General features: G+C 62.8%; 19 protein-coding genes and 1 pseudogene. 10 read left to right on the top strand and 10 right to left on the bottom strand.

Going from position 1 to position 25266, the window contains the following annotated elements:
• Nucleotides 1-293: 293 nt before the first annotated feature.
• The 7 genes from AC07OK_RS22930 to AC07OK_RS22960 all read right to left on the bottom strand — a co-directional run bounded on the left by AC07OK_RS22930 (nucleotide 294) and on the right by AC07OK_RS22960 (nucleotide 11507).
• On the bottom strand, nucleotides 294-857 hold the full coding sequence (locus tag AC07OK_RS22930; protein ID WP_494692452.1) for a PEP-CTERM sorting domain-containing protein: 564 nt from the start codon (nucleotides 855-857) through the stop codon (nucleotides 294-296).
• A 586-nt stretch (nucleotides 858-1443) separates the two neighbouring features.
• Nucleotides 1444-2112, bottom strand: a complete 669-nt coding sequence (locus tag AC07OK_RS22935) for a response regulator transcription factor (protein ID WP_494692453.1) — start codon at nucleotides 2110-2112, stop codon at nucleotides 1444-1446.
• Nucleotides 2099-3925, bottom strand: coding sequence for a sensor histidine kinase (locus tag AC07OK_RS22940; protein WP_494692454.1), 1827 nt, complete (start codon nucleotides 3923-3925; stop codon nucleotides 2099-2101). The genes AC07OK_RS22935 and AC07OK_RS22940 overlap by 14 nt, the downstream gene beginning before the upstream one ends.
• Before the next feature lie 2 nt (nucleotides 3926-3927).
• Entirely contained in the window at nucleotides 3928-4359 is a 432-nt protein-coding gene (locus tag AC07OK_RS22945) for a substrate-binding domain-containing protein (RefSeq protein ID WP_494692455.1), read from the bottom strand.
• 9 nt (nucleotides 4360-4368) lie between these two features.
• Complete coding sequence (locus AC07OK_RS22950) at nucleotides 4369-5721, bottom strand: hypothetical protein (RefSeq protein WP_494692456.1); 1353 nt, start codon at nucleotides 5719-5721, stop codon at nucleotides 4369-4371.
• 102 nt (nucleotides 5722-5823) lie between these two features.
• Nucleotides 5824-9807, bottom strand: a complete 3984-nt coding sequence (locus AC07OK_RS22955) for a DUF4347 domain-containing protein (protein WP_494692457.1) — start codon at nucleotides 9805-9807, stop codon at nucleotides 5824-5826.
• Complete coding sequence (locus AC07OK_RS22960; RefSeq protein ID WP_494692458.1) at nucleotides 9804-11507, bottom strand: hypothetical protein; 1704 nt, start codon at nucleotides 11505-11507, stop codon at nucleotides 9804-9806. The genes AC07OK_RS22955 and AC07OK_RS22960 overlap by 4 nt, the downstream gene beginning before the upstream one ends.
• 269 nt (nucleotides 11508-11776) lie before the next feature.
• Here AC07OK_RS22960 and AC07OK_RS22965 point away from each other — a divergent pair, with 269 nt between their 5' ends.
• From AC07OK_RS22965 to AC07OK_RS22975, 3 genes are all read left to right on the top strand, one after another.
• Nucleotides 11777-15634 (top strand): ATP-binding protein, encoded by a 3858-nt coding sequence (locus tag AC07OK_RS22965; RefSeq protein ID WP_494692459.1) that lies wholly within the window; start codon nucleotides 11777-11779, stop codon nucleotides 15632-15634.
• Nucleotides 15635-15725: 91 nt separating this feature from the next.
• Nucleotides 15726-15983, top strand: a complete 258-nt coding sequence (locus AC07OK_RS22970; protein ID WP_494692460.1) for a transposase — start codon at nucleotides 15726-15728, stop codon at nucleotides 15981-15983.
• Nucleotides 15984-16075: 92 nt separating this feature from the next.
• The gene (locus tag AC07OK_RS22975; protein WP_494692461.1) at nucleotides 16076-16783 is read left to right on the top strand and encodes an IS3 family transposase; all 708 of its coding nucleotides are present in this window, start codon (nucleotides 16076-16078) and stop codon (nucleotides 16781-16783) included.
• Between the two features lie 45 nt (nucleotides 16784-16828).
• On the opposite strand, the gene AC07OK_RS22980 is transcribed toward AC07OK_RS22975, so the two are convergent.
• The 3 genes and pseudogenes from AC07OK_RS22980 to AC07OK_RS22990 all read right to left on the bottom strand — a co-directional run bounded on the left by AC07OK_RS22980 (nucleotide 16829) and on the right by AC07OK_RS22990 (nucleotide 19940).
• Nucleotides 16829-18703 carry a Vps62-related protein gene (locus AC07OK_RS22980; RefSeq protein ID WP_494692462.1) on the bottom strand — a complete coding sequence of 625 codons (1875 nt, stop codon included), beginning with the start codon at nucleotides 18701-18703 and terminating at the stop codon, nucleotides 16829-16831.
• A 418-nt stretch (nucleotides 18704-19121) separates the two neighbouring features.
• Nucleotides 19122-19343: pseudogene (locus tag AC07OK_RS22985) on the bottom strand (transposase domain-containing protein); the annotation flags it as partial.
• A 309-nt stretch (nucleotides 19344-19652) separates the two neighbouring features.
• Nucleotides 19653-19940: a hypothetical protein gene (locus tag AC07OK_RS22990; protein ID WP_494692463.1), complete on the bottom strand. Its 288-nt coding sequence runs from the start codon at nucleotides 19938-19940 to the stop codon at nucleotides 19653-19655.
• Nucleotides 19941-20275: 335 nt separating this feature from the next.
• Between AC07OK_RS22990 and AC07OK_RS22995 the strand changes: the two genes are divergently transcribed.
• Genes AC07OK_RS22995 through AC07OK_RS23025 form a run of 7 tightly spaced genes read left to right on the top strand, consistent with a single transcriptional unit; the run spans nucleotide 20276 to nucleotide 25188 of the window.
• On the top strand, nucleotides 20276-20716 hold the full coding sequence (locus AC07OK_RS22995) for a DUF4149 domain-containing protein (RefSeq protein ID WP_494692464.1): 441 nt from the start codon (nucleotides 20276-20278) through the stop codon (nucleotides 20714-20716).
• Nucleotides 20717-20718: 2 nt separating this feature from the next.
• Nucleotides 20719-22368: a cbb3-type cytochrome c oxidase subunit I gene (locus tag AC07OK_RS23000; protein WP_494692465.1), complete on the top strand. Its 1650-nt coding sequence runs from the start codon at nucleotides 20719-20721 to the stop codon at nucleotides 22366-22368.
• A gap of 2 nt (nucleotides 22369-22370) precedes the next feature.
• Entirely contained in the window at nucleotides 22371-22967 is a 597-nt protein-coding gene (locus tag AC07OK_RS23005) for a cbb3-type cytochrome c oxidase subunit II (RefSeq protein WP_494692466.1), read from the top strand.
• A gap of 12 nt (nucleotides 22968-22979) precedes the next feature.
• On the top strand, nucleotides 22980-23576 hold the full coding sequence (locus AC07OK_RS23010) for a c-type cytochrome (protein WP_494692467.1): 597 nt from the start codon (nucleotides 22980-22982) through the stop codon (nucleotides 23574-23576).
• A complete protein-coding gene (locus AC07OK_RS23015) occupies nucleotides 23548-24222 on the top strand; it encodes an SCO family protein (protein WP_494692468.1) in 675 nt (224 codons plus the stop codon). The genes AC07OK_RS23010 and AC07OK_RS23015 overlap by 29 nt, the downstream gene beginning before the upstream one ends.
• Nucleotides 24219-24869, top strand: coding sequence for a hypothetical protein (locus AC07OK_RS23020; protein WP_494692469.1), 651 nt, complete (start codon nucleotides 24219-24221; stop codon nucleotides 24867-24869). The genes AC07OK_RS23015 and AC07OK_RS23020 overlap by 4 nt, the downstream gene beginning before the upstream one ends.
• Entirely contained in the window at nucleotides 24811-25188 is a 378-nt protein-coding gene (locus tag AC07OK_RS23025) for a group III truncated hemoglobin (RefSeq protein WP_494692470.1), read from the top strand. The genes AC07OK_RS23020 and AC07OK_RS23025 overlap by 59 nt, the downstream gene beginning before the upstream one ends.
• The last annotated feature ends 78 nt before the right edge of the window (nucleotides 25189-25266 follow it).

Here is a 25266-nt window from a genome sequence, read left to right on the forward strand (position 1 = left end):
ATTTCTCGTGTCGTCGATTTTTCTCGCTGAAAATCGACGGCACTTCAAAAACTACGAATTAATCAGCGCTTCCCTAACTATTTTCATGATTTTCTCCAAAACGGATCGTGCTTTGAGACAGTCGCACCGATTCGATCCGACGCTTGAGTTGGTCGCGATTGCGGCGCATCGCCATTGATGCCAAACGCGCCGGCATCGTTGCGACTTCCTAGGCGACGCACCGCGACAGGCCGGCATGCCGGCCATGCGCGTGGTCCGCAATGCCCCGCTCCAGCGCTCCAGGGCGAAACCGCTCAGACTTTGCGACGCCGCGCGGCGATGCCAAGCAGCGCCAAGCCGCCCAGCAGCATCGCATAGCTCGCCGGTTCCGGAATCGGTGGCGCAACCGGATCAGGCACGCCGGTCAGCATCCAGCGACCGGTGTCGCCCAAATTGCCATTTATTGGATGGTGGACGGTATACACACGGGCGTCCCAACTACCGTTGCTATCGCTGTGAAAGCTCAAGCCATTTCCATTGAAAACATTGGAAATATGGAAATCCTCCTTCGCGTAAACGCCGAGCGTCGCAGGCATGGTCCCACTGATGGAGAACGAGGGGGCAAGATTGCGAACGGAAATCGAGCCGGATACTGCATTGCCGTCATAGAAAAACGAGACAAAATCGTTTGCGGTGATGGCCGTGCCGGGGACGTAATTGGCAGACAATACCAAGTCCGCACCGTCGATCGAATCTTGATGACAGCTTGACGTGCAATTCCCGATAAACGAGTAGACATAGGTGTCGTGGACGTACGCCTGGGCCGTGCCGGCGAAACCCGCCATCGCCAATAAACATGCGCTTGTTAATTTTTTCATAGTCGCTTTCTGTTGATGAGAAATAGGGTCCACCGACCCGAGGGCCGCGTCGCGCGTGCGAACGGCGGGGAGATCACAGCGGGCTGGATACGCGCGCCCAGCCGATACGGCATCGCTATCGCGATTTAATCGTGTTTTTGTCCATCTGATTCTTTCGCTACGCGCGCGTCTGCAGCACAAATGTGCTACAGGCCGCGTTGAGTAGATGCGCGTCCGATCCGCGCCAATACAACACAAGGCCGCGTTGGCGCGCGCGGCGCTCACCGGCCGGCCTACGTGGTGCGGCGTTGAGGCAGCCACAGCGTGAAACAAGCCCCGCCCGGACCGGAGCGCCCGTCCATCTCGCCGTCACTGGTCGAGTCGCGGCGGCGCTGGCTAAAGCGGCTTCCGCTTGCCTGGATATCGTGTAGCCGCTGCGGTACATCTCGCTCGACGAAGCCACGGTTGACGCCGCCATCAAAGCCGCCGGTGTCGGCATTTTCTTGACTTCATTCATATCGTTCACCCATCCGCTGAATGATGCCGCTTTGACAATCAACACTGTAGCATCGGCGGATCCTGCCGAGAATAGGGGAAAGTCCCCGATTTACCCCGTCGTCAGGTACTGGATCGCGAACCGCACCAAATCCTGCCCGCTGTCGAGTTGAAGCTTGTCCTTCAGATTGGCGCGATGCGCTTCGATGGTCTTGACGCTGCGGCTGAGTTTTTCGGCGATCTCGCGCGTGCCGAAGCCCTGTCCGATCAAGTGCAGGATGTTGAACTCGCGTTCGCTCAGGTTGGCGAGGGGCCCCGGGCCGGCGGGTCCCGGCGCCGCCGGCTGCCGCAGCAGGCGATCGTGCATGGCGGCGCTCAGATAGGTCTGCCCGGACAGGACCGTGTGCACGGCCAGCAGAATATGTGCGGTGCCCTCCTGCTTCATCAGGTAGCCGTTGGCGCCGGCCTGCAGGGCGCGTTCGGCGAACACCGACTCATCGTGCATGCTCAGGGTGAGGATCGCCAGTGCCGGATACAGCCGGCGCAGCTCCTTGATCAACTCCAGGCCGGAGTCGCCATTGAGCGAGATGTCGACGATGACCAGGTCCAGCGCGCCGGCGCACATCGCCAGCAGCGCCTCGTCCATGTTGGCCGCCTGGCTGCACAGATCGAAACCGTCCTGCAGCTTGAGAAACTGGGCCATGCCCTCCCTGACGATCGGATGGTCGTCGACGATCATGATGCGCGCCGCGCGGGATCCATCGGTATTATTGAGGCTCATTGTGCTGTCCTTGTCCGCCCTCGGCGGGATAATTGATGACGACGGTCGCGCCGCCCCCGGCATTTTTCACGAACGCCACGTCGCCGCCCAGCCGTTGCGCGCGGAAGCGCAAGCTGCTCAGGCCCAGTCCATGGTGGCGTCCGACCAGTTCCGGATCGAAGCCGATGCCGTCGTCGCCGACCGCCAGGCGACAACGGCCGTCGCGGCAATCCAGCGCGATCTCGACTGTGCGCGCCTTGCCATGCCGGACCGCGTTATTGATCGCTTCCTGGACGATCCGGTACAGATTGATGGCGGCGGCGGGGTCGCTGACGTGGACGTCCCGGGCGACGCGCACGGTGCAGCCGATGCCGACCGTGTGGCGCACATTGTCGGCCAACTGTTCCAGCGCCGACGGCAGGCCTTGCGACTCCAGCGCGGCTGGATAAAGTCCCCTGGCGATGCGGCGGGTCTTGTCGATCGACTGGTTGACCAGGTCGACGATGCGTTGCGCCGCCTCGGCCTCGGGCCGCGCGCTGTCCTCGAGGCGTTGCGCCATCGCCGCCCCGAAGAAGGCGACGCTGGTCAGGTGCTGGCCCAGATCGTCGTGCAATTCCTGGCCGATGCTTTTTTGCTGGGCTTCGCTGACCTCGATAAGCGCCATCTCCATCCGCTCCCGCTCCGCCGTTTGCGACGCAGTCTGCTCTCGGATCACGTCCAACAGGCGCCCGAACTCGGCGGCCAGCGAATTGAAGTTGCGCGCCACCACCACCAGCTCGTCGCGGGTGTCGATGTGGATGCGGGTGTCGAGCCGGCCGCTGCGGAACGCTTCGGTGCCTTCGGAAAGACGCTTCAGGGAACGCAAGGTGGACAGGTAGATCCCGGCGAACAAATAGGCGATCGCGCCGATGGCGCCCAGCAGCAAGGCCGCAATGCTCCATTGCCAGTGCTGCAGGCGCTCGATGCGGGTCAGCAAATGCGCGTCGGCGACGGCGGCGGCGTCGCCAAGCAACTGGCGCGCCAATGCCAAGTTGGCGATGGCCAGCCCCCCGAGTTCATCGGTGCCGGCGTGGTCGGACAGAGTCTTGTCGGCCGCCTCCTGCTGCAGGGCCAGCTGCGCGAGAAATCGCCTCAGTGCCGGCTCGAGCGCGGTCGCGGCGGGATGGCGCGCCTGCAATTGGGCCATGCCGTTCCTCAGGCCGGTCGCCGATTCGCTCAGGACGACCTGGGCGCCAACGGCGTAGAGGGCCATCTCGCCAGTGTTCAGGGCGAGCGCGTCGCGCTGCTTGGCCAGCGTCTCCAGCACCAGCGGCAGGCGATCCGACAGCATGTCGAAGGCGGCGTCGAGTTCGGGATCGACATTGAGGCGGTGCACGCGGGCGCTCTCCTGGATCAGGCCCAGCATGGCATTGATCACCCCCGTGAGCTTGGCGAAACGGCCCAGTGGATCATCCTCCGGGGCGAACCGCCTGCCCACCGCCCAACTGCGCTCGAAGCGCTCGGCCGGCTCGCGCAAGCCGGCCGAATGGGCTTGGGCCAGCAGCTGGGCAATGTCGCGGCCCAGTTGGTCCGGCGCTGCGGCCGCTGCGCCGGTGCCGCCGACCGAGCGGCTGCGCAGGGACACCAGGCCGGCCAGGATATCGGTCTGGGCGATATAGCGCTGCAAGCCGGCCCGTTCCAGCTGCGCCAGCGCGATGTCGGCGCGGTCGCGGTGCAACAGCGGGATGCTGAGCGCCGCCAGGGCGATCAGCACCACGCCGCCGATCAGCAGATATTTGCGCGAAAAACTCAGGCGCTCGGACAACCATATCGTCGGTGCGAAAAAATGGCGCATCGTCACTTGGCGGTGAGAACGATTTTCAGCGGCTCCTCCACTTGGCTGCGCCCGACATAGCCGATCGCGCCCGGCGAGGAGCGCGTCAGCCTGGCCGCCTCCTCGGGCGTGGCCGCCTGTTTGGGCGGGAAGCCCATGCCGGTGAATGCCTGGCGGGCCCAGTAGGCGCGCACCTGGCCGACGCTGCGTCCAGTCACCTTGCGGTAGAACTCGCTGCGCAGGGCCGAGCCCTCCTTGATGTCGATCGGCTCTATCGGCGTGCCGTCGGGCCAGGTTTGTATCTGCTTGAAGAAGATCTGCGTGGCCTGGCCCGCATCGATTTTCTCCACCGGCGCGTCGCGTTTGGTGATGACGACGAGCGGGTCCTCGGCATGGGCGGCGGCGGAAGCAACCAGCAGCCCGGCGGCCAGCAAGAGCGTAGAGAATTTCATCATGGGGCGGCCTCAGAAGATCATATCGAGCGTGACAGAAAACAGATTGACACGGTTGTTGAAGGGCACCTGCGAGACCGCGAAGAAGCCGGGCGTCATGGCGCTCGGCGTTTTCAGGTAGTCATATTGCAGCTTGAGCGCGCGGTTTTCCTGGAAGTCGTAGCGCACGCCGAGGCTGACCGAGCGGGTCGACAAATCCGAGCGCGCGCCTGCCAGGTCGAGCGCCCCCCTCAACAGCACGAGTGCGCGGTCCAGCACCGGGGTGACGCCGTTGACCGCCAGCGCGCTGGTATCGTTCGGCGCGCTCATCCGGTCTTCGCGCGCGATCGAGACGTAGGGCGTACACTCGCGCAGGTTGTAGCCGGCGGTTAATTGATACCCTTGATACGTGCCGGCCAAGGCCTTGGCGGAACGCGTCTGAATCGCCTCGCCCATGAGACGCCAATTGTTCAAGGTGCTGTCGAAGCCGACGCTGCTGTAAATCACGGGGCCATCGACGGGGCGAATGAAACCCGACAGTTGGTCGGCCAGCGTCGTCAGCTTGCCCGACACGCCCGCCGGCAGCGACGGGTTGGCGGCCAGGCTCCGAAAGTCCCTGACTGCGCTGGCGGTGCCGACATCAAATAGATCGATGGCGGGCGAACGCAGCGTGAAGTCGCCCATCCAGGTACGCGAGACGCGCGCGGTCAGATTGGGCAGGGTGAGGCTCAGGGCCAGTCCGCGCACGTTTTTCAGCGTGACGTCGGCCTCGCTGTGATACAGATCGAATCGGCGCTTGTACCGGTAGCCGCCATAGTAGCCCTGCACCAGAAAGGCGGCATCGCCGACGGCATGGCGCCATTGCAGGTCGGCACCGTCGATGGCGGCGGAACTGTTGACTTGCGCGTACAGCGGCATCGGCTGGCGTACCATCAGATAGGCAAAGCCGATTTCGGCGACGTCGGAGTCGAAATACATGGGACTACGAATGCGGCCGGCCCGCAAGGCGATGCCGTTGCCGAACTGATGGCGCAAAAAAGCCATGCGCACTTCCGGCTTCAGGTCGCTTCCGGCCCGTGCCACGCCCTGGAACAGCAGCGTCGTGTCCCGCATCGCCTGCCAGTCCAGTTGCAGGCCGAACACCGAGTCGAGGTCGGGGGAAATACCGCTGAACACCGGAGTTTTCTGTGTATGGGAGAAGACCAGGCCGGCGTCGGCGTTGTCGCTATGCGTCAGACCCAGGGTCGCAAAACCGGACAGGCGGAGCGCCCCGGATGCGGTGTTGGTCTCGTCGGCAGCCCTGGCGATCGGCAGGGCGAGTTGTGCAAAACACAAAGCGCCCAAGCACCAGCCGACCCGCCTTCCGGATACTGACATGTTCGCCATGTATGTCCTGAACTGTTTTAATTGCATGATTTAATGACATGTCCCGGCATGATACACAATAGAGCGCGACCATCCCCCGCCGCCGCCCACGCTCTGCCCCAATTAGAGGATCTCGCCCAGCGTCGAAATGGCAACGCCATTGAGTGCCAAAACGGTGCCGACCAGCGTCAGCGCCACATGGGAGCCATCGCTGTAGGTCACGGTCTGTGAAGCCGCATGCTCCACATCGGTGCCTATCGCCGCGATTTGCCGCGCGCTGCTGATGTCGGTGAAAATGGCCGTCGTGCCGGAACGGGAGACACACAACTGCGCCGCGCTGAAGCTGTCGAACACGATCTCGTTCGGCCCGGCCGATCCGCTCAAGATCAACTGTCCTCCCGCCGCGATATGGATGGTGTGCCCGGCGGCGCTCGGGCTGTCGATCGCCTCGACAACCATGGCGTTGGCGACCGTCCAGGTCGGCGTGGACGGCGTCTCGATGATAAAGGTGTTCGGTGACGAGAGCCCGGCAAAGCCCACCGTTGCACCGGCGTCGGCCGCTTTGATGGCCGCAAGCTCCTCGGCCGGGATGGCGCCGTAGATGGTGACGCTGGCGGCGCCATGGACCGCCGGGTTGACCGTCCAGGCACCGCCCGACAAGGTGGCCAGCTTGGCCGCCGTATCGGCGATGGCTGCGAAGGTGGTGACGTGGCCGTCGCCCAGCAACGTCGCGGCCTGGGCGACCGAGGTGGTCCCGCTCACCGTCAGTGCCGCGGCATGCGCCAGCGTGGCGGCGCCGAGCGAGGCCAGGTCGGTCGCCGCGCCACTCAAGGCCACGGAGTCGCCTCCCGCCGCCAGCTTATCGAGCAGTACGGCCAGCGCCGCCCCGTTGGTCGCCCCCGGCGTCACGCCGAGCGTCAGCACGTGCCCGGCGTCGCTCAGCGCGATGCTGCCGACAGCGTCGATGTTCGCTTCCAGGGCGCTGAGCGCCGCCTGCACATTGGCTGCCGTGTCGGACAGCGCGAGCGGACGCAGCGCCACGCCAAAGTCGGCCGCCAGGCGCGCCCCGTCGGCCGCGCCGACCGTGCTATCGGTCACTCGGATCGAGACCGACGCAAAGTCACTCAAGCCAGCCGCGGCGCCCAGACCGGCGTCGTGGTCCGCCTCCAGATTGGCTGCCGTGCCGGAGATCTCCAGGGTCAGGCCGAAGCTCGGGTAAAGCTTCCCGATCAGCGCCTGCAAGGAGGCGCCGTCCATGCCACTGACGGTGTAGGCCAGTGGCCCCGTCCCGGCGTCGGTCAGATCGATGGCGTTGAGCTGCGCGGGGTTGGCGATCCAGTCGGCGAGGTGCGCCTGCACGTTGCTGATGCTGTCCGATACATGGAATGGCTGCACAGCGGCGCCGAAGTCCGCGACCAGCGCCGCCGCGTCGGCCGCGCCGATGGTCTTTTCCGTCACCGTCACCGTGTAGCCGGCAAAGCCGCTCAAGCTGTTCAATCCGCTCAAACCGGCCTGGTAGGCCGTTTCCAGACCGGCGGCCGTGCCCGACAACACCAAACGCACCTGGCTACTCTGGGCGGGCATGTCGGGCGGAAGGCCGGGTGGCATGCCGGGCATATCGGGCAGGCCGGGCATGCCGGGGGCGCCCGTGCCCGGCAGGATCTTCTCGAGCAGCGCCTTCAGCGCGGCGCCGTCGATTCCATCGACCGCAAAGGCCAGCATCGACGGCGCGCCGGCGTCGCTCAGCTCGATGTGGTCAAGACGGCCAGCGACTGCCATCAGGCCGGCGAACTGCGTCTGCACGTTCGCCACCGTGTCCCTCACCGTCAGCGGCCGCAGCAGCGGACCGAAATCGTAAGCCAGCGCGGCCGCGTCGGTGGCGCCCAACGTTGCATCGCTGGGCGCCACCGTCACCCCGGCAAAGCCGCCCAGGTTGTGCAATCCCGTCAAGCCGCCGTGATAGGCCGCCTCCAGATTCGCGGCCGTGCCGGACAAGGCCAACGTGACATGGGCAGTGTTCGCGAGCCGGCGATCCAGCATGTCTTGTAGATTGGCGCCGTCGGTGCCGCTGACCGTGTACGCCAGTGTTGCCGCCTGGCTATCGGTCAGCGTGACGCTGCTAGTATGCTCAATGCCGGCGACCAAGGTGGCGAAATGAGCAATCACATTGGCAGTCGAATCCGACACTGCAAACTGCGTCAAGGCGCCAAAATCAGCGTTCAACGTTGCCGCGTCGGCGGCACTGACTGTGCTGTCGTTTACGTGCACCCAAACCCCGGCAAAACCGCTCAGGCTAGCCAAGCCGGACAGGCCGGCACCGTAAGCCGTCTTCAGGTCTGCGAGCGAGCCGGCCAGCGTCAGTGACACGTAGGGATTCGGTACGATCTTGCCGAGCAGCGCCCGCAGTGCCGCACCGTCGGTGCCGCTAACCGTGTAGAACAGGTCTCCCCGCGCATCATCGGTCAGCGTAATGTTGCCGATAAGATGCTGATTGCTGGTCAGAGCGGCGATTTGGCCCTGCAAACTCCTCGCCGAGTCCGCCACCTGGAGCGACGCCGTGAACAGGCGCAAGGCGGCGCCATAGTCGGCGATGAGCTGCACCGCATCGACGGCGCCGACCACGCTGTCGACATCCGCGACCGTCACGGCGGCAAAGCCGCTCAGACCGTTCAAGCCAACCAGGCCGGCCCCATACGCCGCTTCCAGATCGAGCGTCGTGCCAGCCAACTCAATCGAGACGTGGTTGTTCGGCGTGATTTTTCCGATCAGCGCCCCCAGGCCGGCGCCGTTGTCGCCGTTGACCAGATCAACCAAGGTGGCAGCCGAGGTATTGGTCAAGGTGATACTGCCGATGCTAGCGGCATTGGCGACGATGGTGGCGAGATGGTGCTGCAGGTTCGCAGCGGTATCGACGATCGCAAGCGGCGACAGCGCCGCGCCGTACCTGATGCTCAGGCTGATTGCATCAGCCAGGGATATTGGGCCATCGGTATCGCTCACTGTCACGCCGGCGAAACCGCTCATATTACCCATGGGTGTGACGGGGCTATAGTCTTGCAATAAACTGCGCGTGGAGCCCGATAGCGCGATCGTCAATTGGGCGTTCGGCGCCAAGACCCGCTCCAGTAACACGCTCAAACCGGCGCCTTCATTCCCGTCCAGCGCCAAGGCCAGCGTGGCCGGCCCGGTATCGGTCAACGTCACCGAATAGCCGCGCAACGCATGAATCCCAGGATAAGTGCCGTCATGGTAGTAATTGGGCCAGTACAGCAAGGCGGAAAGATCCGCCCCCAGATTGGCCGCAGTGCCGGACAACGCGATCGTCACAACACCGCTCGGCACCATATGCTCAAAAAACGTCCTCAACGCAATATTTTCGGTCCCGTTGACCGTGTAAGCCAACGTCGCCGGCGTCACGTCGGTGAGCGTGACGGTGCCGAGATGGTCTATATCGCGAAGCAAGGCTGGGAGTTGCGCCTGCACGTTGGCCACCGTATCCGTGATGTCTGCCAGTACGTGTGGAAACAGCATGCGCGCGCGCGCACTGAACGGCGGGTTCACATGCGGACTCACCTGCCAACTGCCGCCCTGCTCCGCATTGCCCACCAGGCCATATGCGGCAGCCACACGGGCGCCGGTGGCGTCGGCGACGGCTTGCACAAAACACTGGCCCGCCGCATCGGCGCCGGTGCGGCAACTCCAGAAGACGATATCCAGGTCGCGTACCGCCGCGCCGTCGAAGCGCTGGCGGAAGTCGCCGGCCGTCAGTGCGTGCCCGCCCAGACTGATCGCGCCGGGGGCGCCGTGCGCCAGCAAATGCAGCGTTGCCAGTCCGGGCGTGGCCAGCGCGGCGGCGATCAGGCCGATGGCGTCTTCCCCCTGACGAACCAGGCGGATATGCACGCCAGATGCCAGGTCGTCGAGCAAGATATCCAGGTCTTCCAGGTCGGCATCGGCGATCAGGATCGTATAAGGCGTACTTTGCCATTCATGACGTAGAAAGGACTGGTTGTCGTTGTGGTACTGCGGGCAGATGGATTTCACGGCAATGTCTCCGAATAGGGAATGATGCGAGGAGTCAAAAACTAGGTGGGTATTCAGCTTCATTGGTAGCTCACCTTGCCGCCGCCGAGCGCATTAAAGGCAGCCAGGGAGCCAATGATGGCCGACGGTGAACTCACGCCGATCAGCGTGATCCGCGTCACGGTGCCGTTGACGTTGACGGTCAATACCACGTCAGCGCCGCTGTTGGCGACGACGAGGGCGTTGCTCCCGCCTCCGGTGATGGCAATGCTGTCGTCGGCGCCGAAGTTGGTGATGCGGGTAAAACTGGCGGTCGCGACGTTGGCGGTAAAGCTAAAACGCCCGCTACCCGACGTGGCATTGACGATCGCCGGGGAAGAAATACTTCCATTCAGCGTGTTCAGGTTCAGCACAGTTGGTGTGGGCGTCGGCGTCGGTGTGGGCGTCGGTGTGGGCGTTGGCGTTGGCGTTGGCGTTGGCGTCGGTGTCGGTGTCGGTGTCGGTGTCGGTGTCGGTGTCGGCGTTGGCGTTGGCGTCGGCGTTGGCGTCGGCGTTGGCGTTGGTGTTGGCGTTGGCGTTGGCGTTGGCGTTGGCGTTGGCGTTGGCGTCGGCGTTGGCGTTGGCGTCGGTGTTGGCGTCGGCGTCGGTGTTGGCGTCGGTGTTGGCGTCGGCGTTGGAGTTGGCGTCGGCGTCGGCGTCGGCGTAATCGTGATCGCTGGCGTCGGCGCCGCCGCTGTCACCGCTACCTGGATTGCACTGAGCGCGGCGCTGGGTGTGGCGGACGCTGCCGGCACACTCGTCAGACTTTGTGTTGCGGCCACCAATGCTTGCACTGCAGCCGTGCCGGCGCCGGCGTTGGCGGCAATGCTAGCCAGCGTGGGCGATACGGCGATGGTAGCCGCCAGCGCGGCCGGCGTCGCGCCGGCGTTTTGCGTCGCCACTGCCTGCGCGGCGGTTTGCACCGGCGCGATGGCGATCAGACCGACACTCACGGCATTTTGCACAGCCGCCAAGGCGCTGCCGGTCAATATGCCGGCTCCCGCGTTCGGGTTGGCTTGCAAAATCTGGCTGACGCTGGCGGCAATTGTCGCCTCGGTCAGATTGGCGACCTGTGCCGCCAGCGGCGCCGTGGCCTGCATGGCTGCGGCATGGGCGAAGAACCGCGTTTGCGTGGCGGCAGCCGTGACCAGCGTGCCGATCGAAGGCAGGCTGACAGCCTGATTCGGTTGAGCTTGCGTCTGGGCGGCGATGGCGGCGGCTTGCTGTACGATCGCTGCGCCGATAGCCGACGCGGCGCTCGTGACCGCGTTCGCTTCGGCGTTGCTGCCGCTTGCCGCATTGCCCGATTCCGCCGAGGCGAGCAGGTTGAGCGCTTGCTGGAGCGCGACCATGTGTTGCAATAAGGTCGGTTGCTGCAAAATCAAGGTCATCGGGTCCTGATTCAGGACGGTCGAGGCGGACAAGCCGAATACCGTCGCCAGTTGGGCAGCGGCTTGCTCCGCCGATCCGGCGACGCCGGAAGAGACCATGGCGCTGACGACCGTGCTCAGGGGCGAGATCGGGATCAGCGGCTGGGTGGCGTCGCTCACCAGCGCGATCATGCTGTGGATGAATGGGGTGTTGGTGGAGCTGTCGATGCCACCGCTGACGACCAAATGGGCGTCGGCAAGCTGGGCGGGCGTGACGCCGGCCGTCAGGCTGTAGCGGCCGTTGGCATCGGTCTGAGCGGTGGAGATGACGGTGCTGCTGCCTGCCAGTATCAGCGATACCGTGGCGCTTTGCACGTAACCGTCGGCCGCGACGCCGCGCAGGGTGGTACTTGGGGACGCGACGACGGTCTGCGCTCCGCTTGCGCTGCCGGCCCCACCGCCACAGGCGGTCAGGGCGACGGCAATGGCGCTCAGCGACAACGCCGCAGCGGCAGCCGCGGGCTTGTGGGGCGAAACGGATTCGCCATGGCCGCGAGCATTTTTTGCGACGGCACCCCAGGCGTGATTGACGCGGCCCCAGGCCAGACGATAGAGTTGATTCATTGCGCTGCATTCCCTTAAGCATGGACGTCGGTTGCCCCTCCTTTGAAGAATGCGGACCGAACAATTATTTTTTTGGTGTGAATGTGCTACCGTATCAAGCCGGGCGTGATATCGGCGTGACATCGGCGCGGCCGATCGGCATGTTGCCAAGTCAGCCAGTTATGGCTACGCTCTGCCTCCCGCACATCGCCCATCGACGCCACACTATGCCCTTGCCTGCCGACACAGCCCTGCTCCTGCTTGGGACACCTGAATTGCATTTCGGCAAAAGAACCCTGCTAGGGCATGCCAAGCCGCGCATGGTTTGCTTACTCGCCTATTTGGCCGTTGAAGGCGCGGTGGCCAAGGCCGACGTTGCAGCCCTGTTCTGGCCAGCGATACCGCTGCCATCGGCACGCGCCAATCTACGGCAATTGCTACATCGGCTGCGCGACGTGCTGGGCGACGCCAACGCGCTATTGGAAACGCCAGGGGCCGACCTGGTCCTGGCCTCCGGCTGTATTATCGATGTCCGCCAGTTCCTCGCCCGCGAGGGCACAACGGACATCGCCACGTGCACAGCGCAGCTGGCACTGTACCGTGGCGAATTCCTGCAAGGTTTGTCGCGGGAAGGTTGCGGTTCCGACCTGAACGCCTGGATTAGTGCCGTGCAACAACTTTGTCGCCGTCGAGCCGCGTCTCTGGCGACCGAACTGGCCAGCCACTTGTTCCGGCAAGAACGGCACGAGGCGGCGTTGCACCATGCGCTACAAGCGTTGACGTTCGATCCAGCCAATCAGGAGGCGCTGCATCTGGCCATGCTGCTGTATTCGCGTAATGGCGCTGCACAACGCGCGCTGGGGATCTACCAGGATTGGGAACGCAGGCTGGTCAACGAAGTCGCTGCACTGCCCGCCCCGGAAACCCATGCGCTGTACCAGCAAATTAAGAAAAACGCATGGGAAGAGGCCGCACAGCGCGGCGATCTGCGTATGAACGAGTTCGACCGCCGCGTACTGTGCGTCCTGGCCGTGCTCTGGCCCATGCCCGACGACGACGAAGCGGAAGCCGCAGCCGAAGCCATCGACAATCTCCATGCGCGCTGCAGCGCGGTCATGTGTCGCTTTGGCGCCCATGTGGTCAGTATGCCGCAGGGTGGTTTGCTTGCCTGGTTCGGCTATCCGGCTAGCCTGACGCGTTCGGCCATGACGGCGGTGCGCGCGGCGGCCGCGCTGCGCCAGCAAGTGCCTGAAACAGCTGGCATGGCCCTGGCCCTGCATGCCGGCAGTTCGCTGTGCAACGCGCGCACGCCCGACATCAGCGGCATCCTGGCCCGCGCGGTGCTGGGCCTTGGGACCGCGACAGCCAAAGGCAGTCTGACGGCGACAGCGGCATGTTTCGCCGCGCTGGACCGCCCGCACTGGTTGACTGCGGCGCCCGGCGCGGCAACAAGGGAGGACGCGGGGCCGCAGTGCTATTGGATGCAATGGCACAACTGGCAAGACGCCGGTGCGCCCGGCATGCCGCATGCCCCCGGTCTGCTAGCCGGACGGACGGCGGAACTGGCGTGCCTGCACCAGTGTTGGCAAGCGGTCCAGCGCGGCGAATTCTCGTTGGTGCAGATCGGTGGCGCCGCCGGAATGGGAAAAAGCCATCTGCTGCGCGCATTCCTGCAGGATGCCGGATCGCCCTGGATACTCCAGACCCATTGCGACCCGTTTTCATCGGACACCCCGTTGCACGCCATCCTGTCCATGTTCGACGCCGCGGCGCAAGCGCCCGGCGGCGCGCTTGTGCGGCAGGCGATGACGCGCCATGTGCCGCTGCCGGCGGCGGCCCGCCGTGCCGCCCAGGCGGAGTGGGGAGCATCCCGGCCGGTAACGCTGGAGGGCCTGGAACAGCTGGTCGCAGGACTGGCCGCCGCCGTGATGGAACTGGCGGCGATCCGGCCACTGGTGCTGGCGATCGAGGATGTCCATTGGGCGGATCCTTCCACCCTGGCGTTTTTGGCGAGGCTAGGCCGCGACTCAGACAACACGCCGGTGTTGGTATTGGCGAGCACACGCGGTACGGAGCCGTTGTGGAGCGGCGTTCCGGTTTGCCGCATCGAACTCGATGCACTCGATGACCACGCGGGCCAGGCCTTGGTGCGCGCCCTGAACCCGGCGCTGGACGTGGCACGCGCGGCGCGCATTCTGTCGGTCGGCGGCGGTCACCCCCTGTTTTTATCCGAATTGGCACGGCGGCCCGATTTGCCTGAGCTGCCATCCAGCATTGGCGAACTGGTGCAGGTGCGCCTGGACGAACTCGGTTTCGCGCGCAAGCTGGCGCAGTTGGCGGCGCTACTCGGCCTGTCGTTCAAGCGCTCATGGTTGCAGGCCGTCGCGCTGACGCATGACTTCGACACCTTCGCGCCCGACGCCCTGCTGCAGACCGGTTTGCTCCGTGAAGAGCCCGCGTTGCAGCTTTCGTTTTCGCATGCGCTGCTGCGCGACGCCATCATCGCGTCGCTGCCGCAGCACCAATTCAGGGAACTGTCGCGCTCGCTCGCGGAGACGCTGACCGGGCAATTTGCCGACGACATCGAACAAACGCCGGAACTGGCGGCGCGCTGGTTCACCGATGCGCGGGCGTGGCAGGCCGCGCTGTCCTGGCGCTTGAAGGCATGCCGGCTGGCGATCAGCTATGTTGCCTTTCCCGAAACCGTGCGAGAGATGGAAAGCGGTCTGGCACTGCTGCCACACCTACCATCCCAGAGCGAGCGGGATGAATGGGAGCGCGCATTCCGCCAGACCTGCAACCAGGCGGTCACGCCGGTCCGAGGTGTCCACAGCGATGCGTCTGTGGAGCACTATCGGCGCCTGGTCTTGCTCACGGCGACGGCAAGCGGGCTGCCAATCGACCACGATGCGATGCGCGCCCTGATGTATGCCACGGAGGCGCAGCACGGGCAGCGCTCCCTACTGCATCTGCTCAGGCGCCTGCTGCGCATGCCGCAAGTGCAGGCCGGCGATGGCGCCGCCCTGCTCCGCTTGCAGGAGTCCTATGTGCACGCATTGATGCTGAGCGGCCGAATCCGGCACGCGGCGACACTGCACGCAACGCTGCTGCCCCAGCCCTGGTCCGCGCCGGCCGGCACGCACGACGCCTTGCCCCACGATCCGCGATGGTGTCTCGCGGGCCGCGGCATCATCCTGCGCATGCTCGCCGGCGAGTGGACGGACGATGCCGCCACCGAGCGCGAGTGCCTGGAAGCGGCAAGAGACTCCCGCCAGCCGCTCACCCTGGCCTATGTCCTCACCTTCCTCATCATGGCTTATCTTCCTGCCCGCTTGCCGCAGCGCCTCGAACCGTTCATCGACGAACTGCTGGAAGTGTCAGGGAAACTGGGGTTGGCTGTGTTCGGACTGTTTGCACAGCTTGCGCAAGCCAGTTGCCGGATACTGATAGGCGACCATAGCCGATGCACGGAGATGAGCGCGCTGCTCGCCGACATGCGCGCCTACGCGGCGTTCTGTTGCCCGGGCTTCCTGTTGTACCTGGCCGAATCGTGGCAACTGCAAGGGCGTACCGACATGGCGCTGGCCGCGCTGCAGCAAGGGGAAGCGGACATGGCGCGCTATGGCATGTTCCTCTACCGCGCGGAATACCTGGTGTTGCGCGCCAGGCTGGCTGACGGGCGCCCAGCTGCGCAGGCGCTGTTGGAGAAGGCCTACCGCATTGCTATGCGACAGGGCTCGCGCGCGTTTGCGTTGCGGGCACTGCTTGCCCTGGCGCAGTTACCTGGAGGGGAAGACAATACGGATACACACCGGCGCCTGGCCGACCTTCTGGCGCAACTGCCGGTTGCGCAGGAATTGCCGGATGTCGCGCAATCGATGCGTGTGATAGCGCGGTGAAATTCCGAAAACTGGCACCCAGACTCGACTATAGTGGATCCCGAATCTGAGACGATGGTTTAAGCTGTAGTCCGTGAAAGGATGACAGCAAATGAGTGAAGGTAAAAAGCGGCGAGTGCATACGGCGGAGTTCAAGGGCAAGGTCGGCCTGGAAGCGGTACGTGGGGTGACGACGGTGACGGAGATCGCGCAGGAGTACGGTGTGCATCCGGTGCTGGTTGGCCAATGGAAGAAAGAAATCCTGGACAACGCTGCGGCCTTGTTTGATGCCAAGCGCGGTCCCAAGCCGGTCGATGAAAGCAGCCCGGAAGACAAGCTGTATGGCGAGATCGGGCGGCTAAAGATGTAGGTCCATTGGCTAAAAAAAAAAGCTAGGGGAATGACGCAGGCCGAGCGCGCGCATTGGATTGAGCGCGGCGATGAGGTGCCGCTGGCGATGCAGTGCGACCTGGCAGACGTGCCGCGCTCCTCGGTCTATCGGCGAATCGATGCCGAGCACCGGGGCCAGCTCGAAGACGCGCAAGAGCTCAAGCTGCGGAGTTGATCAATGAAGAGTACACCAGCCATCCGTTTTACGGCAGCCGGCGAATGATGGTGTTTTTGCGAAATGGCGGTCATATCATCAATCGCAAGCGCGTGCAGCGCCTGATGCGCAGCATGGGCCTGGCAGGTATGGCGCCGGAGCCGAACACGAGCAAGGCGCATCCCCAGCACAAGGTCTATCCCTACCTGTTGCGGGGCGTGCCGGTGACGCGGCCCAACCACGTGTGGTCGACGTATATCACCGACATCCGATTGGCGCGGTGCTTCGCCTATCTGGTGGCGATCATCGACTGGTATAGCCGCAAGGTGCTGTCCTGGCGCATCAGCATCAGCATGGACGCGTCGTTCTGCGTGGACTGCCTGGAGGACGCCTTGCGCCATCATGGAAGGCCGGAAATATTCAACAGCGATCAAGGCTCGCAGTTCACCAGCCGGGCCTTTACCGACGTGCTCAAGCGCGAAGGCGTGACCATCAGCATGGATGGGCGTGGGCGTGCGCTGGACAACATCTTCGTCGAGCGTTTGTGGCGCAACGTGAAATACGAGGACGTGTACCTGAATGGCTACGCCAACATCGCGGAACTGATGGTGGGCCTGGCGCATTGACCGACACGGCGGCCACAACCTTTGCGCTGGATCGCCGCCGGACAGCTACCGATATGTTTTCACCACTTGCATTTCCCAGCGCTCGTTGGCGTTCCCACCGCCCCAATCCCAGACACAGATGGCGCTGCCAGCGCTCGGTGCATGATCATTGCCGGCGACGTTGAAGTTCTGGTTGCCATCCCCGTGCAGGCGGATCGCCGCGTCGGTGCAATTCCAAATCGAGAATCGTTGGGCATCCGTCCCGACATTCTGACGATGTCCGTTGGACACTAATGCCTTGCCAGTCCAGGCATTGAAGAACGCATAACATGGATAGCCACCCTCGTCGTCAAATCGGAGCCGGTCCCACAATTGTATTTCAGTGCCTTGTGCTTGCTTGGGGGCGTTTTCCTGCAAAGGCTGCGCCTTGACCGCGCCGGCCTCGTTCTCCGTCACGACCAAACGAAATTCCCGCGCCGTCCTGTAACGCAGGACGATCCTGACGCGATCTTGGTAGATCGGCATGGTCTGTGCAGCCACCGTCCAGCATTCGTTGGCGCGTCCTCCGCCCCAATCCCACACGCAGACCGAGCCCTCCTTCGGATCATTGTCACTTCCAACTACATTCAAATTCTGGTCCGAATTGCGAACGGGGCTAATGGCCGCGTCTCGCAGCGACCAGAGCGAAAGACCGAGATAAGGCATTTCTACCTGAAAAACCACGCCCCTGTCGACCATCGATGCCGCAGCCCGTTGAGATGCAACGTTCACGAAACAAGTGTGGCCGAAAAGACTCAGTTGATACCACAGCTGTTCATCGCTTTTCCGGTAAGGGCGGACCTTCAAATGGCCGGTGGGGTCGTCCGGATTGACCGAGAGCGCCAGCGCCGACCGATCTCTCAGGCGTATGGCGACGATGGTGGATTTACCGACCGGCTCGTTTTGCCGCATCGTCGGCCGTGTACCCAATCCGAAAGGCCCCTGTTGATGGATAGGCAGCGCGCCGCCGGCTTGCCCCAACAGGAACTCCGCCCACTCACGTTGCAGCGGAGTGAGATCACGGTAAATACCCTCCACGCTCGTAGACTTGGCGGTTCCATGCCTGCCAAGCCGACCATTGAACAGCGCCCACTTTTGGCCATTGACCGCATTGTTTTGCGCGTCGATCCCGACTTCCACGACCACAGGTCTCCAGAGCCGGGCCGTAGAATCAGGAAGGATATCGATAAGCAAAGCGCCAAGTCCGATCTTCTCTTCGCCACCGGGCAACACCGCCCAGTCCTCCTCGTTCCGCCCCTTCATATTGTAGGTGGCATGTGAATTCAGGGCTAAGCCTACGACCACTCTCCCGTCGACCCGAAGCACATCCCCGCTCCCAAAGAAGGTACTGTCGCCGTGCGCCTCGAAGCGATGACTGATCGGCACCGGCGCGGAGCTATTCGGGGGCGCGGAAATTCGTACGCTATAGGACTCCAGATCTCCCTCATGCTCAGCATACGTCGGGATGATGCAATTAAAATCATGATCGCGAAATTTTCCGCGTACCGTCTGCGCGCCGTTGTAGGCGAAGAGAAAATAGTAATTTATGTCGATGAACACGCCGTTCGGATCAAGCTGCACCGATGCATAGATGGGCGCCTCTCCCCATGGTTGTCCCGCGTAGGCCGCCGGATCCAGTTCAAGCCGCAATTCCTTGGCCAATAGATCGCCAAAATCATCGACTGATAATTTTTCCTTTTTGACCGTTCCGGCCGCCTCCCAGTCGATTTGTCCATCCGCCTTGATTGGCTGCCTGATCACTTTAGCCTTGTCGATCAGGAATTTGATGCCGCAGGGACGATAACGCTCGAGCGAATGGTAGCAAACCAGCGGAGCGAACTTTTCTATCAATTGCTGATTGGAATATGTGTCGAGTATCCCTTGGACCAGAGTTTTGCGCATACAGTCCCTCCATTGTAACAAGCCTCAATCTCCGAGCACAACGCAGCGCTCCCCTATTAAATCGAAAGCAAAGTTTCCCACATTTAAAGATATTGCAATGTATTTATTCCATAATAAGTCTCGTGAATAATCACCGGGGGCGAGGCACGCCGAGGAAGCTGGCACAACTAGCCTGAAATCATTTCCGGTGTCAGGCGGCCATAAACCGGCTAACATGCGGGCATGCGCCCCAACGCCTTATCAGCATGATTTGCCGCCTGCTGCCCACGCTGCCTGTGCCGGCCGCAGAACTGGTGGTGCTTGTAGACCGTGCCGCGCACATGCCGATGGCAAGTTTCGCGTCCGGTGGCCTGGTCGCAGGCATTCACAAAGACCATTTGCCGCTGATACCTGTAGACACAGATCAACATGATCTGGTTCAGCATGGCCCAGCATCAAGCAGTAAGCGATCACGCGGCGGCGCAACGCGTCGCCCGCCAAGGTCATGCAGATCCAAGCGTAGCGGATTGTCCGCAAACATCTCCTTCCAGATCCGTGGCGTGAGCTGATGGGCAAGTGAGGCCGGATGCTGGCCGACACGCTGCAGCACGTCCACGAAGTAATCGTACGGGTTGATGTCGCGCAGCCGGCAGGTGGCCATCCCTCCGAAAAGCCGATACCATCATGCGTACCATCAAAATGCGCTGCTTGTCGTTGCACGAGCCTGCCAGACAATGCGCGCTCAAAAAGAAAAAGCCCCTGAAAATCAGGGGCTTAGTCTCATCCGTTTACCTGCCGGCGCCAGCGGCTGCCGGCTACGGCATCACTCCCACTCGAATATCAATGAGAGTGCTCAGTCACTAATTTAACGGGGAATTTTCGCGATCCTTGCAGCTGATACCGTCAGAAATACCATCAATTGAGTGGGCTGCGAACTAGCAGGATTCAGTAGCACCAACTTGCGCTTACTCTATCGCACAGCGACAAAGATGTCGACATTGTTACCTGCATCGGCGGCCCGGATAAATTTTTCGCGTTGCAAACCAACTGCCTGCCTGGTATGTGGAACAGCCTCCCAATCCTTCTTGCTGCCTGGCGACGACGCCGAAGATCCAGGCCGGATGACGCCTGATTCGGAGTAGTTGATCGCCAGCGTCATCAACGCAGAAGCAACTTCAAAAAATACAAAAAGTGCAAATATAAATGTCATTTCACGAACTCGCGCCCCTGCAGTGTGAATGCTCAAATACGAGGCCACGGGAGCTTTCCAAGGACAGTCTTCATAGGTGGCGCCTGCGATTGATGGCTCCCATCAGCTCCCTAAAAATCCCGCAGTACTCCGTGCTCACTCCGTACTCAGCCACCAAATTTTCGTTGGCCATGTCTAGATAGGCGGCATGGGTCAGGACGAATGCCTTGCGTCGACTGCTCTAACCCATCTCGGGAAAATGATCTGGCAACTACAAAACATGCATTCAAGATGTTGCTTTAAGTCGCGCCTTAATGTAAGATTTTACTTACATGTTTAAGTGCTTCGAGCGTTTTCCAAATCCACCAACAATTCCTGCCGTTCCGATAGCTGAAAGGAAATAGATGAATGTTCTTCTTACCACGAGCCTGCTGACCACCCTGTGGTCCGGTCTAGTCCTCGGCATCTCCTTCGTGGCCCAACCTGCCAAGTTCGCCACACCTCAACTACCACGGCCGATCGCGCTTGCCACCGGCCGACAAATGTTCCGCGCCATGCATCTTGCCGAAAGCGTGCTTGCCATCAGCGCGCTGCTGTTGAGCGTCGCCGGTGCCGCACCGCGCCTTTGGCCGGTGTTCGGCGCAGCACTGATGTTGCTGACCCAAATGATCGTCCTGATGCCCCCCTTGTCAGCCAGGGTCGACCTGCGTCTAGCCGGTAAGACGCCCCCCGCAAGCATCTGGCACGCCCTGTTTGGCGCCAGCGAGGTCGCCAAGCTGATTCTGCTGGCCATTGCTTCGCTTTGCCCACTGCTCCCAGTCATTCATCCACTTACCTACGGCTAATCATGGATACCGTCGCCATTCTTCTGTCTTCATTTATCCTGTCCATCACGGGCCTGCTTGTCTTCATCTGGTCGCTGCGCAAACGCATGTTCGACACCAACCCGGCCGCCGCCAACGTCATTTTCTCGGCAGGCGAAATCGGTTGCGGCGAAGACCCTTCCGCAACGGCGGCCCAGCGCGCAGTCCTGCAACGCCCCGCCGCCCCGCTCGACACAGTGCAACAGGAGCAATTACAAAACGAACTGGCGCAGCGGGTCGAAGCCGATCGCTCCACCGCCTTCGTCGCCTTCGTCTTCCTATCCTGCGCCGTCGTGTGGCTGATCGTCGCCTCCTTGGCAGGCTTGACCAGCTCCATCAAACTGCATGAACCGGACTGGTTGGTGACTCAGGCCTGGCTCACGTTCGGCCGACTGCGCACCATCCACCTGAACGCGGTCGCCTACGGTTGGGCGCCGATGTCGGCATTTGGCATCGCCATCTGGATGTTGCCGCGCCTGCTCAAGACGCCGCTGATCGGCGGCCGCTACGCCATCCTGGGCGCCATGCTCTGGAACGCTGGTCTGATAGCCGGTCTCGGCGCCATCGGCGCCGGCATCAACGACGGCATGGAATGGCTGGAGATACCCTGGCAGGTCGACATCCTGATCGTCGTCGGCGGTGCCTTGATCGGCCTGCCCCTGGTCTACACGCTGCAAGCGCGCAAAGTCAGCCACCTGTACGTGTCGGTCTGGTATATGGGCGCGGCACTATTCTGGTTCCCTATCCTGTTCTTTATCGGTAACCTGCCCATGCTGCATTTCGGCGTCCAACAAGCGACGATGAATTGGTGGTTTGGCCACAATGTGCTGGGCCTGTTCTACACGCCCATGGCGCTGGCCTCCGTCTACTACTTTCTGCCGAAAATCATCGGCAGGCCGGTACAGTCATACAACCTTTCGTTGTTGGGATTCTGGACCCTGGCCTTCTTTTACGGCCAGGTCGGCGGCCACCACCTGATCGGCGGCCCGGTCCCTGGCTGGCTGATCACCCTGTCCATCGTCCAGAGCGTCATGATGATCGTGCCGGTAATTTCGTTCTCGATCAACCAGCACCTGACGATGCGCGGCTACTTTGCCAGACTGATCTACTCGCCGACGCTGCGCTTCATCGTGCTCGGCGGGATGATGTACACGCTGAGCTCAGTGCAAGGCTCACTCGAAGCCCTGCGCAGCATCAACACGGTGACCCACTTCACCCACTTCACTGTGGCACATGCCCACCTGGGCCTGTACGGCTTCTTCACCATGGTGATGTTCGGTTCGATCTACTTTGTGATGCCGCGCGTGATGTCCTGGGAGTGGCCATATCCGCGCCTGATTGCGGTCCATTTTTGGCTGGTAGTACTCGGCTTCTCGATCTACTTTATTGGCCTGTCCATCGGCGGCTGGCTGCAAGGCATGGCAATGCTTGATGCCGCCAAGCCCTTCATGGAGTCGGTGCGCGTCACCATCCCCTACCTGAAGAGCCGCTCGGTCGGCGGCGCCATCATGACGCTGGGCCATCTGGTCTTCGCCGTCCACTTCGCCGCCATCGCCCTGCGCCACGGGCCAGCCCGCACCGGCGCGGCCTTGCTGTACCGCCGCGCCGCCCCCAACACCCCGGCAGGAGCCTGACCATGCATGACGAATTGAAATTACTCAGCGGCGCAATGGTCACCCTGGCGCTGGCCACCTCCGCGCTGGTGGTGCTCCCCTTCATGCAACTGAGCACGGTGGAAGCACCGGCCGCGCTCAAGCCCTACACGGCGGCGCAGCTGCGCGGCCGTGAAGTCTATATCAAAAATGGCTGCATCTACTGCCACTCGCAGCAACCGCGCGACAAGGCGCAGGCGCCCGACAACCTGCGCGGCTGGGGCCGCGCGCCAGTGGCCGCCGACTACTACTATGACAAGCCTCACCTGCTGGGCACGATGCGCACCGGGCCGGACTTGTTCAATATCGGCGCGCGCCAACCCAGCGCCGACTGGCACCTGGGCCACTTGTTCCAGCCGCGCGCTTACGCGCCCGGCTCCATCATGCCGTCCTACCCCTTCCTGTTCAACGTTAAGGAAACGGCCGAACCCGGCGACCGCGTCGTGACGCTCCCGCCCGGTTACACGCCGCCAGGCAAGGTCGTCGTGGCCACCGAGGAGGTGCAGGACCTGGTGCGCTACCTGCAAAGCATGGACCACACCTACCCGGTGCTGGACCAGGCCGATCTGCCGAAGAAATAGGAGGAAATGACCATGATCGAACAACCGAAGCACGACGTGCGCGCACGCGAAAACCCGGACCCCCACGAACGTGGCCGCCCGGTGCCGCGCCTGGTTCTCGGCATCGTCGCATTGGGATTGCTGTGGGCGGTCGGCTACATCGTCACCAACCAGCGCAATGACGCGCCCGAGCTGGGCGACCAGCGCACGCTGTCCACCCTGGCCGGCAAACCCGCAGCTGCGGCCGGCGCAGCGGACGGCGCGCAAATTTACAGCGCCAATTGCGTGGCCTGCCACCAAGCCACCGGCGCGGGTTTGCCCAGCGTCTTCCCGCCGCTGGCCGGTTCGGAATGGGTGCTCGCTGCCGACAAGGTGCCGGTCAACATTCTGCTGCATGGGATCACCGGCAAGCTGACCGTTAAGGGCAGCACCTTCAACGGCGCCATGCCTGCCTTCAAGGGCAAGTTGAATGACGCCGAGATCGCCGCAGTGTTGAGCTATGTGCGCAGCAGCTTCGGCAACGGCGCCGGGAAAATCGCCGGCGACAGCGTCAAGGTCGAGCGCGAGGCAGGCAAAGACCGTACCGATCCATGGAATGGCGATGAAGACCTCAACCAGCTTAAACAATAAGGCACCCTGGCCGACGCTGGCGGCGACATGTCTGGTCTGCATACTGGGCGCAGCCGCGCTGGGCCAGGCGACCATGGGCTACCAGCTAATATCGACCGAAGACGGCCGGCGCCTGGACATTTTACGCACGCCACGCCGACTGCCTTCGGCCGCCATCCATCATCCGTATGCCACGACCTTGGAGCACATGCTCGATAGCGACAGCAGGGTCGCCATCGTCACGTTTATGTACGCCAGCTGCAACGCGGTGTGCTCGGTGCTGGGAACGGAGTTTCAGCAAATGCAAGCACAGATCCTTGCGCGCGGAGTCGAGCGGCAGGTGCGCCTTGTCAGCATCAGCTTTGACCCGCGCGACGATGCAGCGACGCTCGCCGCCTATGGGCAACGCCTGCACGCCGATCCTAGCGTATGGCAATTCGCCAGCATCGACCGGGCGAGCGAACGGACGGCGCTGCTGGACGCATTCGGCATCGTCGTACTGCCCGCGCCGCTGGGCGAGTTCCAGCACAACGCCGCCTTCCACCTGATCGACCGCCATGGCAGACTGGCGCGGATCGACGATTACGATCATCCCGAACAGGCACTGGAACATGCGCTGCGATTAGCACGGCAAGCGGCGCCGGACCGACATCTGGCGAGCCGATGATGCCAAACCGCTTACATTGCCTGGGCATGGGACTGCAACGCATCGTCGCAGGCATGGCGTGCCTGGCGCTGGCCGTCCTGCTGCGCCATTGGTTGGAGGCGCAGATGCTGCGCCACATGCTGCTGCAACTGCCGCTGATCACCGCCGCCGGCTACCTGCTGGCGGGACCTACGCCGTGGATGCAACACGCGGCAAAGTTCGACGAGCATGGCATCTGCGGACTGACCGCGCTGCTCTTCGTCAGCGCCTACTGGATGATACCGCGCGCACTGGAGTTGAGCCTCGGCGACGCATCGGTGCAGATGGCAAAATTCACATCGCTATTGCTCCTGGGCGCGCTGCTTCCCGGTTCGTTCCGGCGCGCCGGCATCATCGTCCAGCTTTTCTTCCTTGGGAATTTCTGCTGGATGATGGCCATCGTCGGCATCCAATATCAAAACCTGCCGCAGCGCCTGTGCAATGCCTATCTGCTGGACGATCAATCGATCACCGGCGCTGCGCTGGTCACCGCGGCCATCGCGATCGCCCTCGTCTGGTGCCTGCGCCAGGCGCCCACACTTTTTTCCACCTCACAGAAAACACATATCCATGTCCCACCTGGAACTGACTCCCGCCTCGATCTCGACCCTGGTTCACGCCTTCTATGACGACATCCGCGCCGATCCCGACCTTTCGCCTGTTTTTAATGCCGCCATCGGCGAACACTGGGCGCCCCATCTGGATCGCATGGTCGACTTCTGGTCGACCATCATGCTGGGCAGCCGCAGCTTCCAGGGTAACGTGTTTGGTAAGCATATGCTGTTGCAGGGAATAACCGTGGAGCACTTCCAGCGCTGGCTGGAACTGTTCGAGCGCAACGCCGTACGCCTGTTCGCCCCCGATGTCGCAGCCGAATTCCTGGTGGTGGCGCGGCGCATCGCCGGCAGCCTCCAATACGGCTTCTTCGGTAAAGTCCTGGTGCAGTAAAAACGATAAAGGCCGGCGAAAACAATCACCGGCCTCTTCTTTGATAGGCAGCCCGAGGGCTGGCGCCAATGTCGGCGC

This window comes from Duganella sp. GW821-FHT07G03, from assembly GCF_059418605.1.

Bases quoted from the DNA above. Each gene is read 5' to 3' on its own strand.
- AC07OK_RS22930 (WP_494692452.1), bottom strand. From the start codon at position 857: ATGAAAAAATTAACAAGCGCATGTTTATTGGCGATGGCGGGTTTCGCC.
- AC07OK_RS22935 (WP_494692453.1), bottom strand. From the start codon at position 2,112: ATGAGCCTCAATAATACCGATGGATCCCGCGCGGCGCGCATCATGATC.
- AC07OK_RS22940 (WP_494692454.1), bottom strand. From the start codon at position 3,925: ATGCGCCATTTTTTCGCACCGACGATATGGTTGTCCGAGCGCCTGAGT.
- AC07OK_RS22945 (WP_494692455.1), bottom strand. From the start codon at position 4,359: ATGATGAAATTCTCTACGCTCTTGCTGGCCGCCGGGCTGCTGGTTGCT.
- AC07OK_RS22950 (WP_494692456.1), bottom strand. From the start codon at position 5,721: ATGGCGAACATGTCAGTATCCGGAAGGCGGGTCGGCTGGTGCTTGGGC.
- AC07OK_RS22955 (WP_494692457.1), bottom strand. From the start codon at position 9,807: ATGAAGCTGAATACCCACCTAGTTTTTGACTCCTCGCATCATTCCCTA.
- AC07OK_RS22965 (WP_494692459.1), top strand. From the start codon at position 11,777: ATGGACGTCGGTTGCCCCTCCTTTGAAGAATGCGGACCGAACAATTAT.
- AC07OK_RS22970 (WP_494692460.1), top strand. From the start codon at position 15,726: ATGAGTGAAGGTAAAAAGCGGCGAGTGCATACGGCGGAGTTCAAGGGC.
- AC07OK_RS22980 (WP_494692462.1), bottom strand. From the start codon at position 18,703: ATGCGCAAAACTCTGGTCCAAGGGATACTCGACACATATTCCAATCAG.
- AC07OK_RS22995 (WP_494692464.1), top strand. From the start codon at position 20,276: ATGAATGTTCTTCTTACCACGAGCCTGCTGACCACCCTGTGGTCCGGT.
- AC07OK_RS23000 (WP_494692465.1), top strand. From the start codon at position 20,719: ATGGATACCGTCGCCATTCTTCTGTCTTCATTTATCCTGTCCATCACG.
- AC07OK_RS23005 (WP_494692466.1), top strand. From the start codon at position 22,371: ATGCATGACGAATTGAAATTACTCAGCGGCGCAATGGTCACCCTGGCG.
- AC07OK_RS23010 (WP_494692467.1), top strand. From the start codon at position 22,980: ATGATCGAACAACCGAAGCACGACGTGCGCGCACGCGAAAACCCGGAC.
- AC07OK_RS23015 (WP_494692468.1), top strand. From the start codon at position 23,548: ATGAAGACCTCAACCAGCTTAAACAATAAGGCACCCTGGCCGACGCTG.
- AC07OK_RS23020 (WP_494692469.1), top strand. From the start codon at position 24,219: ATGATGCCAAACCGCTTACATTGCCTGGGCATGGGACTGCAACGCATC.
- AC07OK_RS23025 (WP_494692470.1), top strand. From the start codon at position 24,811: ATGTCCCACCTGGAACTGACTCCCGCCTCGATCTCGACCCTGGTTCAC.